8 protein-coding genes and 1 pseudogene are annotated in these 9,206 nt (G+C 75.2%); 7 read left to right on the forward strand and 2 right to left on the reverse strand.

Features of this window, described 5'->3' with window-relative positions; translation table 11 throughout:
- Positions 1–245: 245 nt before the first annotated feature.
- From ACFV6I_RS09930 to ACFV6I_RS09940, 3 genes are read left to right on the forward strand one after another with little or no spacing between them, the layout of a single operon-like run.
- Positions 246–1,343 carry an LLM class flavin-dependent oxidoreductase gene (locus ACFV6I_RS09930; RefSeq protein ID WP_380424251.1) on the forward strand — a complete coding sequence of 366 codons (1,098 nt, stop codon included), beginning with the start codon at positions 246–248 and terminating at the stop codon, positions 1,341–1,343.
- A gap of 49 nt (positions 1,344–1,392) precedes the next feature.
- The gene (locus tag ACFV6I_RS09935) at positions 1,393–1,923 is read left to right on the forward strand and encodes a hypothetical protein (protein ID WP_380424253.1); all 531 of its coding nucleotides are present in this window, start codon (positions 1,393–1,395) and stop codon (positions 1,921–1,923) included.
- A complete protein-coding gene (locus ACFV6I_RS09940; protein WP_380424255.1) occupies positions 1,920–2,741 on the forward strand; it encodes an MOSC domain-containing protein in 822 nt (273 codons plus the stop codon). Before ACFV6I_RS09935 ends, ACFV6I_RS09940 begins: the two co-directional genes overlap by 4 nt.
- Here ACFV6I_RS09940 and cobC read toward each other — a convergent pair.
- Positions 2,698–3,774 carry an Rv2231c family pyridoxal phosphate-dependent protein CobC gene (gene cobC, locus ACFV6I_RS09945; protein ID WP_380424257.1) on the reverse strand — a complete coding sequence of 359 codons (1,077 nt, stop codon included), beginning with the start codon at positions 3,772–3,774 and terminating at the stop codon, positions 2,698–2,700. The genes ACFV6I_RS09940 and cobC overlap by 44 nt on opposite strands.
- Positions 3,771–5,147, reverse strand: a complete 1,377-nt coding sequence (locus ACFV6I_RS09950) for a cobalamin biosynthesis protein (RefSeq protein ID WP_380424259.1) — start codon at positions 5,145–5,147, stop codon at positions 3,771–3,773. Before ACFV6I_RS09950 ends, cobC begins: the two co-directional genes overlap by 4 nt.
- 243 nt (positions 5,148–5,390) lie before the next feature.
- On the opposite strand from ACFV6I_RS09950, the gene ACFV6I_RS09955 reads away from it, so the two are divergent.
- From ACFV6I_RS09955 to ACFV6I_RS09970, 4 genes and pseudogenes are all read left to right on the forward strand, one after another.
- Positions 5,391–6,326, forward strand: coding sequence for an alkaline phosphatase family protein (locus tag ACFV6I_RS09955; RefSeq protein ID WP_063349574.1), 936 nt, complete (start codon positions 5,391–5,393; stop codon positions 6,324–6,326).
- A 5-nt stretch (positions 6,327–6,331) separates the two neighbouring features.
- Positions 6,332–7,663 carry an MFS transporter gene (locus ACFV6I_RS09960; protein ID WP_380424261.1) on the forward strand — a complete coding sequence of 444 codons (1,332 nt, stop codon included), beginning with the start codon at positions 6,332–6,334 and terminating at the stop codon, positions 7,661–7,663.
- On the forward strand, positions 7,660–8,694 hold the full coding sequence (locus tag ACFV6I_RS09965) for a hypothetical protein (RefSeq protein ID WP_063349576.1): 1,035 nt from the start codon (positions 7,660–7,662) through the stop codon (positions 8,692–8,694). The genes ACFV6I_RS09960 and ACFV6I_RS09965 overlap by 4 nt, the downstream gene beginning before the upstream one ends.
- 66 nt (positions 8,695–8,760) lie before the next feature.
- A pseudogene (locus ACFV6I_RS09970) lies at positions 8,761–9,206 on the forward strand (hypothetical protein); the annotation flags it as partial.

The raw sequence follows: 9,206 nt of genomic DNA on the forward strand, positions 1-9,206 counted from the left end.
GCGCGCGCGCGCGCGGGCGCCCCCCGCCCCCGCGCCGCGCCCCCGCCGCCCCCCCCGCCGCGCGCCCGCCCCCCCCCCCCCCCCCGTCGTCGTCGGGCATAATCGCTCGTATGACCGCTTCCGCCCGCCGTGTCCTCGTGCGACGTCTGCACGTGGACCTGGTGCGGGTGTGCGCGGCCGCGTGTTGCCGGTGAGTGTCTCCGTCCTCATCCCGCAGGCAACCCGGCGTAGGAGTGTGTCCGTCCATGTCGCTCGTGTTCCACTGGTTCCTTCCCACCAACGGTGACAGCCGGCAGATCGTCGGGGGTGGGCACGGGTCCACGCCGGGGGTGGCGGGGGCGGACCGGCCGCCGAGCCTGGGGTACCTGGGGCAGGTCGCCCGCAGCGCGGAGCAGTTGGGGTTCGAGGGGGTGCTGACGCCGACCGGCGCGTGGTGCGAGGACGCCTGGCTGACGACGGCGATGCTGACGCAGGTGACGGAGCGGCTGAAGTACCTGGTGGCGTTCCGGCCCGGACAGATCAGCCCGACGCTGGCCGCGCAGATGGCCGCGACGTACCAACGGCAGTCCGGCGGGCGGCTGTTGCTGAACGTGGTGACCGGCGGGGAGTCCGCCGAGCAGCGCGCCTACGGGGACTTCCTGGACAAGGACGCCCGGTACGCGCGGACCGGGGAGTTCCTGGACATCGTCCGGCGGCTGTGGGCGGGCGAGACGGTCGACCACCACGGGCCCCGTCTGCGGGTCGAGCGGGCCCGGCTGAACCGGCTGCCGGAGCCGGTGCCGACGGTGTACTTCGGCGGCTCGTCCCCGGCGGCCGGCGAGGTCGCGGCGCAGTCCGCGGACGTCTACCTGACCTGGGGCGAACCGCCCGACCAGGTACGGGAGAAGATCCGCTGGATCCGCGAACTCGCCGCCGCCCGCGGGCGGGTGGTGCGGTTCGGGATCCGGCTGCACGTGATCACCCGGGACACCGCCGCGCAGGCCTGGGCGGAGACCGAGCGGCTGCTCGCCGGAATGGACCCGGGGCGCGTGCGCCAGACCCAGCGGGCGCTCGCCGAGAGCGAGTCGGAGGGCCAGCGGCGGATGCTCGCGCTGCACGGCGGCTCGGCCGAGCGGCTGGAGGTGCACCCGGGGCTGTGGGCCGGGATCGGCCTGCTGCGCGGCGGCGCCGGGACGGCCCTGGTGGGCAGCCACCGGGAGGTCGCGGACCTGATCACCGAGTACCACGAGCTGGGGATCGACGAGTTCGTGCTGTCGGGCATGCCGCACCTGGAGGAGGCGTACTGGTTCGGCGAGGGCGTGCTGCCGCTGCTGGCCGCCCGCAACCTGTGGCACCGGCCGTGAACCCGCAAACCGCTGGTCAATCCGCCGGGGCGGCCGGAGAATTCACGGCATGACGCTGCCCCTGCTCCTCCTCGACGTGGACGGACCGCTCAACCCCTACGCCGCGCCGAAGACCCGGCGGCCGGAGGGGTACGACACCCACCGCCTGCTCCCGACCTGGTGGGCGGACCGGCAGGCGCGCTACTCCGGCGCGCAGGCGAAGCCGCTGCGGGTGTGGCTGAACCCGGCGCACGGGCCGGAACTGCTCGGCCTGCCCTACGAACTGGTGTGGGCCACCGGCTGGATGGGCGAGGCGAACACCCACATCGGCCCGAACCTCGGCCTGCCCGAACTCCCCTACATCCAGTGGACGGACCTGTTCGGGGAGGACCCGGACGGCCTGCACTGGAAGACCCGGGACGTGGTCGCCTGGGCGGACGGCCGCCCGTTCGTCTGGGTGGACGACGAACTCGGCCCGCAGGACACCGCCTGGATAGCCGCCCACCACCCCGCCCCGGCACTCACGTTCCACGTCAACCCCCGAATCGGCCTGCTGGCCGCCGACTTCGTGGCCCTGCGCGAATGGGCGGTCGCGGCATGAGGATCGGGACGGTCGAACGGCTGCGGCGCTACCCGGTGAAGTCGCTGCTGGGGGAGGAGCTGGCGGCGGTCGGGGTGGACGGGCGCGGCCTGGAGCGGGACCGCGGCCGCGCCCTGCTCGACCTCGACACCGGGAAGGTCGCCAGCGCCAAGAACCCGCGGCTGTGGGCGGGCCTGCTCGGTTACACGGCGGCGACCACGGCGGGCGGCGTGGTGATCACCGGCCCGGACGGGCGGTGCGTGGACGAGGAGGAGCTGTCGGCGGCGCTCGGCCGCAAGGTCGCCCTGATCGCCGAGCGCCCGCCCGGGGCGACGATCGAGCGGGCCGTGCCGGAGGAGGTGCTGGCGCACGGCATCGAGGCCGAAGTCGACGTCACCGTCAACGAGTTGGGCCGGGCCGCGCCGGACGGCGGCTTCTTCGACTTCGCCCCGCTGCATCTGGTCACCACCTCGACGCTGGCCGCGACCGGCGCCGAGGCGGAGCGCTACCGCCCGAACCTGGTGATCCGCACCGAGGGTGAGGGGTACGTCGAGAACGCGTGGGTGGGGCGGGAGTTGGCGATCGGGCCGGTGCTGCGGCTGCGCATCGTGGTGCCCACGCCGCGCTGCGCCGTCCCGACCCTGCGGCACGGCCCGCTGCCCCGGAGCACGTCCGCCCTGCGCGTCCCGGCCGAGCGGAACCGCCTGGTCCCGCTGGAGGGCATGCCCGCGCTGCCCTGTGCGGGGGTGTACGCGCAGGTGCTGGTGCCCGGCCGGGTCGCGGTGGGGGATGCGATCAGGCTGGGCCGAGGCGGGGCAGGGCGGGAGGCGGTGGGGTGAGAACGGCGGCGAGGGCGTCCAGGAAGCGGTCGGTGGTGGCCTCGTCCCGGACGGCGATCCGCAGCCACTCCTCGCCCAGCCCCGGGAAGGTGTCCCCGCGCCGGACGGCGAAGCCGCGCCCGCGCAGCCGCTCCCGGACGGCCGCCGCGTCCGGCAGCCGTACCAGGGCGAAGGACGCGGCCGGCTCGCCGTACACCCGAAGAGTCGGGAAGGCGGCCAAGCCCTTCAGCAAGTACGTCCGCCACAGGGCCAGTTCGGCGGCTGCCTCCTCCGCCTCGGCCAGCGCGGCCGGGCCGCTGCACGCCTCGGCGGCGGCCAGCGCGGGGGTGGAGACCGGCCAGAGCGGTTGGGCGGCGCCGAGCGCGGCGATCAGCGGCGCGGGCCCGAGGACGTAGCCGATCCGCAGTCCGGCCAGGCCCCAGGTCTTGGTGAGGCTGCGCAGGACGACGACCTGGCCGGGCAGGTCCCGGGCCGGGGCGAGGGACTCGCGTTCGCCGGGCACGGTGTCCATGAACGCCTCGTCGACCACCAGGGTGCGTCCGGGGCGGGCGAGTGCGGCGACGGCGTCGGCGGGGTGCAGGACGGAGGTCGGGTTGGTGGGGTTGCCGAGGACGACCAGGTCGGCCTCCTCCGGGACGGCCCCCAGCCGGAACCCGTTCTCGGGGGACAGCAGCACCCGGTGCACCTGGTGCCCGGCGTCCCGCAGCGCCGCCTCGGGTTCGGTGAACTGCGGGTGCACCACGACGATATGACGTGCAGTCAGAACTCGGGCCAGTAGGACGAAGGCCTCTGCCGCCCCCGAGGTGAGCAGCACCTCGTCGGTGGGCCGCCGGTGCCGGGCGGCCACCGCCGCGCGGGCGGCGCCCTGGTCGGGGTAGGCGGCGAGGTCGCCGAGGGTGGCCGCGAGCCGGTCGCGCAGCCAGGCCGGGGGTGTGCCGGTGCGGACGTTGACGGCGAGGTCGACCAGGCCGGACCCGTCGGCGCGCACCTCGGCGTCGCCGTGGTGGCGCAGGTCGGGTTCGGGGGCGGTCACGCGGGGTCTCCTTGCGGGTGGGCGGGCACATCGGGGGCGAGCGGCTGGAGGGGCAGCCCCGGGACGCGGTGGACGTCGTACGCGCCCGGCGGCACGCGCAGCGCCGCGCCGTCGCCGAGGGCGACCAGCGCCACGGCGTGCCCGTGCGCGGCCATGTCGACGGCCAGGTCAACAGCCAGGTCGACGGCCAGGTCGACGGCCGCGCCGGTGGCCGCTCCGGCGCCGTCGTCCGTCGCGATCCGCCTGGTCCCGGGCCGCAGCAGCTCGGCGACCGCCCCGACCGCGCCCGGCGCGCCCACGACCGCCGACGCACGCCGCAGTTCCGCCAGCGCGCGCGGCACCAGCAGGTCGTGCGCGCCCGGTCCGAGTCCGACGACGGCGAGGCGTCCGCGGACCGCCGCCCGGGCGATCGCGACCGTCGCCGCGGCGGACTTCCGTTTGGCGGCGACGAGCTCGCCACCGGGGGCGCTCGCCAGGGCGGCCGCCTCGGCGACGCTCGCGGTGCCGACGGCGGCGCCGACCAGGTCCGACGGGTTCGGCACGGCCACCGCGGCCAGGTCCGCCGCCGGGTGCTCGTCCACCGGCACCCCGCCGAGGCAGAACGCGGCCCAGCGCACCTCCGGGTGGTCCGCCTTGCCGGCCACCGTCGCCAGCCGGGCGATCGAGGCGCGGGCCAGGCCGTGTTCGGCCAGGGTGTCCGTGATCAGCCGCATCAGCTCGGAGTCCGTGGCGCCGCCGCCCGCGCCGACCCCGACGACCAGGGTGCGCGGGTGCACGAGGAGCACGTCCTCGTCGGGGTGGGTGCGGTCGGTGACCCGCAGGACGGGGGCGTCGGCGGGCGCGTCGGCGCGGGCGGAGGGCGGCAGGGCGGGCAGCGGGTACGCCAGGTCGCTCTCCAGCCGGACCGGCCGGCCCTCGGCGAGCGCCCGCGAGGCCGCCGAGCCGCGCGGCCCGCGGGTGTACGTCGACGCGTGACCGACCAGGTGCGCGAAGGGCCGGGCGGTGGCCGGGGGAGGGCTGCCGGTCAGGACGGCCCGGACGCCGAGCAGGGCGGCGAGTTCCTCGGCCAGTTCGTCGGCGCCGCTGTCGCGGCCGGTCAGCGGGACGGCGTAGCGCAGGTTCAGGTCCAGGCTGACCAGGCCGGGCCCGCCCGGGCGCAGGTGCGAGCCGTCGATCAGCAGTTGCGCGGTGGCCGCGACCGGCGCGAGGCAGACCACCAGGTCGTTGCGGCCGAGGGCGTAGTCCAGGGCCTCGGTCGGACCGAAGCAGGCACTGGCCACCGCGGTGTGGATGCGGGTGGTCTCCGGCCAGGCGGCGTGGATCTCGTCGGCCAGCACGCGGCCCGTCCCGTTGAGGGCGACCAGTCCGATCACGTCCCGCTCCTTCACCCAAAGCCCCGTGATCCCCGCACACGAGCATCCGTGATCCCGCCACAAGGGCCCCCGTGATCCCACCACGCCCGGTCGGAACGGGTCAATCGGGGCGGCTGTGGCGTGGACCGCCAACGGGCGGCAGCTGTTCGCCTGTTCTTCACTTGTCTTGTGCGGTACACGACACGGCGCGATCCTACTGTTCTCGGCGCTCCAACCAGGCAGCCCCGACGCACGGAGGACCCGATGGCCTTCGCACGACTCCGCACCCCCGGAACCACGTCCCCCCGCCGCCCCTTCCGCCGCCCGCTCCGCCGGCCCCTCACCGCCCTCGCCGCCGGGCTCGGCCTCGTCGGCGGCTCGCTCGGCCTGTGGGCCGCCGGCGGCAGCGCGGCCGCCGACACCGCCGGCGGGCTGCCCTCGCCCGACCACGTGATCGTCGTGGTGATGGAGAACCACGCCTACTCGCAGGTCATCGGCAGCAGCTCCAGCGCGCCGTACATCAACAACACGCTGGTCGCCGGCGGCGCCACGCTCACCCAGTCCTTCGCGCTCACCCACCCCAGCCAGCCCAACTACTACATGCTGTTCTCCGGCAGCGCGCAGGGCGTCACCGACGACAGCTGCGTCGACGTCGGCGCCCTCCAGCAGCCCAACCTGGGCTCCGAACTGCTCGCCGCCGGCCAGACCTGGGCCAGCTACAACGAGGGCCTGCCCGCCCAGGGCGCCACCGACTGCCGCGTCGACAACTACGCGCAGAAGCACAACCCGTGGTTCGGCTTCGGCAACGTGCCCGCCTCCAGCGCCTACGGCATGGACGCCTTCCCGACCGACTACACCACCCTGCCCAAGGTCTCCTTCGTCATCCCGGACCTGTGCAACGACATGCACGACTGTTCCGTCGGCACCGGTGACACCTGGCTGCAGACCAACCTCGCCGCCTACGCCACCTGGGCCAAGAGCCACAACAGCCTGCTCGTGGTCACCTTCGACGAGGACAACCGCCTCGCCGGCAACCGCATCCCGACCGTCGTCTACGGCGCCCACGTCACCCCCGGCAGCAGCACCGGCACCACCTACAACCACTACAACGTGCTGCGCACCCTGGAGGACCTCGCCGGGCTGACCACCCACGCGGGCAACGCCGCCAACGCCACCGACATCACCGGCATCTGGAACTGACGCCCGTGTACGTCGCGGACTCCCGCAGCTCCAAGGCCCCCGCCGCCCCGGCCTCCGCAACGGAGCCGCCGGGGCGGCGCGGCGCCGCCCTGCGCGCCGTACCCGGGACGGTGCTCGCCCTCGGCGCCGTCAGCCTGGTCACCGACATCTCCTCCGAGATGGTCACCGCCGTCCTGCCGCTCTACCTGCTCACCGGCCTCGGCCTCTCCCCGCTCGGCTTCGGGCTGCTGGACGGCATCCAGAACGGGTTCAGCGCGCTCGTCCGCCTCGCCGGGGGCCACCTCGCCGACCGCCGCGGCCGCGACGGCGCCGCCCGCCACAAGGCCGTCGCGGCCGTCGGCTACGGCCTGTCCGCGCTCTGCAAACCGCTGCTGCTGCTCGTCCACACCGTGCCGCTGATCGGCGCCGTGATCGCCGTCGACCGTACCGGCAAGGGCCTGCGCACCGCACCCCGGGACGCGATGATCTCGCTCTCCACCGAACCCGTCCACCGCGGACGGGCGTTCGGCGTGCACCGGGCGATGGACACCGCCGGCGCCCTGCTCGGCCCGCTCACCGCCTTCCTCGTGCTGCGCCTGGCAGGCGGGCCGATGCTCGCCGACGGCGGCGAACGACACGGCTACAACGCGGTGTTCACGGTCAGCGCGTGCGTCGCCGCCCTCGGCGTGCTGGTCCTGCTGCTGTTCGTGCCGAACCGACCGTCGACTGACGATCCGTCAACTACCGCTCCATCGCTGCGCGACAGCCTCGCCCTGCTGCGGCTTCCCGGGCTGCGACGGCTCACGCTCTGCGCCGTCCTGCTCGGACTCACCACCGTCAGCGACTCCTTCCTCTACCTCCTCGTCCAGCGCCGGCTCGGCCTCTCCGTCGACCTGTTCCCGCTGCTGCCGCTCGGCACCGCCGCCGCCTTCCTGCTGCTCGCCGTCCCGCTCGGCGCCCTCGCCGACCGGATCGGCCGCCGCCGGCTCTTCCTCGGCGGGCACGTGCTGCTGCTGCTCGCGTACGGGCTGCTGCTCTCACCGGCCGGCGGCCCGGCGGTGGCCGTCTGCGTCCTCGTGCTGCACGGCGCCTTCTACGCGGCCACCGACGGCGTGCTCGCCGCCGCCGCGGCCGACGCCGTCCCGGCCGGGCAGCGGGGCGCCGGGCTCGCCCTGGTCGGCACCGGGCAGGCGCTCGCCCGGTTCGCCTGCTCGCTGCTGTTCGGCGCGCTGTGGAGCGCGGTCGGCGGCACCGGCGCGCTGGGCTGGTCGGCGGGGGCGCTCGCGCTCTGCGTGCTCGGCGCGGCCGCCGTCCTGCGTGAACCTGCCGCCACCACCGTCGTCGAGGAGAGCCCGTGAACCGACTCCAGAACCGGACCAGGGTGATCATCCTCCTGGTCGCCGTCCTGCTGCTCGGCGCCGTCGGCACCGGGGCCGTCCTCCACGCCGCCGACCGCACCGCCCGGCGCGACCAGGCCCAGCCCGGCGGCCCCGCCGTCACCGAGGGCGCCGTCACCCTGCAAAAGCCCTCCGAGGGGCGGAAACTGGTCTTCCGCAACATGGCCTGGGGCCCGCACCGCGACGAACTCACCGCCGTCCCCGCCGACCGCCCGGACGGCCCGCGCACCGCCTCCGGCGTCCAGTGCCTGCGCTTCTACGCCGCCGCCGGCACCGGCATCTGCCTCCAGGCCCAGCACGGCGCCCTGGAGGACACCTACCGCGCCGTCGTCCTCGACGACCACCTGCGCGAACGGCGCTCCTACCCGGCGGCCGGCATCCCCACCCGCTCCCGGGTCTCCCCGTCCGGGCACCTCGCCGCCTGGACGGTCTTCGTCAGCGGCGACTCCTACGCGGGCACCGACTTCTCCACCCGCACCTCCATCGTCGACGTCCGCGACTGGAACCTCCGGGACAACCTGGAGACCTTCGACGTGATCAAGGACGGCCACCCCTACCAGGCCCACGACATCAACATCTGGGGCGTGACCTTCGCCGACGACAACACCTTCTACGCGACCCTCGCCACCGGCGGCCACACCCACCTCGTCCGCGGCGACCTCGCCGCCCACACCCTCACCACCCTGCACGAGAACGTCGAGTGCCCCTCGCTCTCCCCGGACGGCACCCGCATCGCCTACAAGAAGCGCGTCCCCGGCCTGTCCCCCGACGCCCCCTGGCGCCTGTACGTCCTCGACCTCGCCACCATGACCGAGACCGCCACCGCCGAACAGCGCAACATCGACGACCAGGCCGTCTGGTCGGACACCGGTACCCTCCTCTACGCTCTGCCCGGCGACTACGGCGCCGACCTGTGGACCGTCCCCGCCGACGGCGGCGGCGCCCCCCGGCGGGTCACCCAGGCCGCGGTCGCCCCCGCCTACCTGGGCTGAGGAACTCTCGGCTACGGTCCCTCGTCGAGCACAATGACGTCCTGATCGAACGGGGGAACGACAAACGTGGACGGCATCCCGCCCGAGCGCGCGGTCACCGACTCCTGGCCGGCCCTGCACGGCCGACCCGTCCTGCGGCGCACCGTCGCCGTCGGACTGGTCCTCTGCGTGTCCGTCGCGGCCGCCCTCGTGGTGCGCGGCGTCAACTCGCTCACCGCCGGCCGCGTCGGCCGCGAGACCGACCGCGACCGCGCCGAACTCCTCGCCGGCCTCCACCCCTCCCAACACCCCGGCGTCGGCCGCTCCTACGTCCCCGTCGGTGCCATCTACACCCACACCCCCGACGGCGCCCCCATCGCCTACCTGCACTACCGCGTCGCGGGCAAGGACGTCGGCCTCGGCGACTTCCTGCGCGCCTACGACCTCCCGGCCCCCCCGCCCCCCCCCCACCCACGCCCCCCCCCCCACCCCCCCCCCCCCGACGAGGGGGGCAGAGCAGAAGCGCCGACGCA

This window comes from Kitasatospora sp. NPDC059803, assembly GCF_042732255.1.
Taxonomy (GTDB): Bacteria; Actinomycetota; Actinomycetes; order Streptomycetales; family Streptomycetaceae; genus Kitasatospora.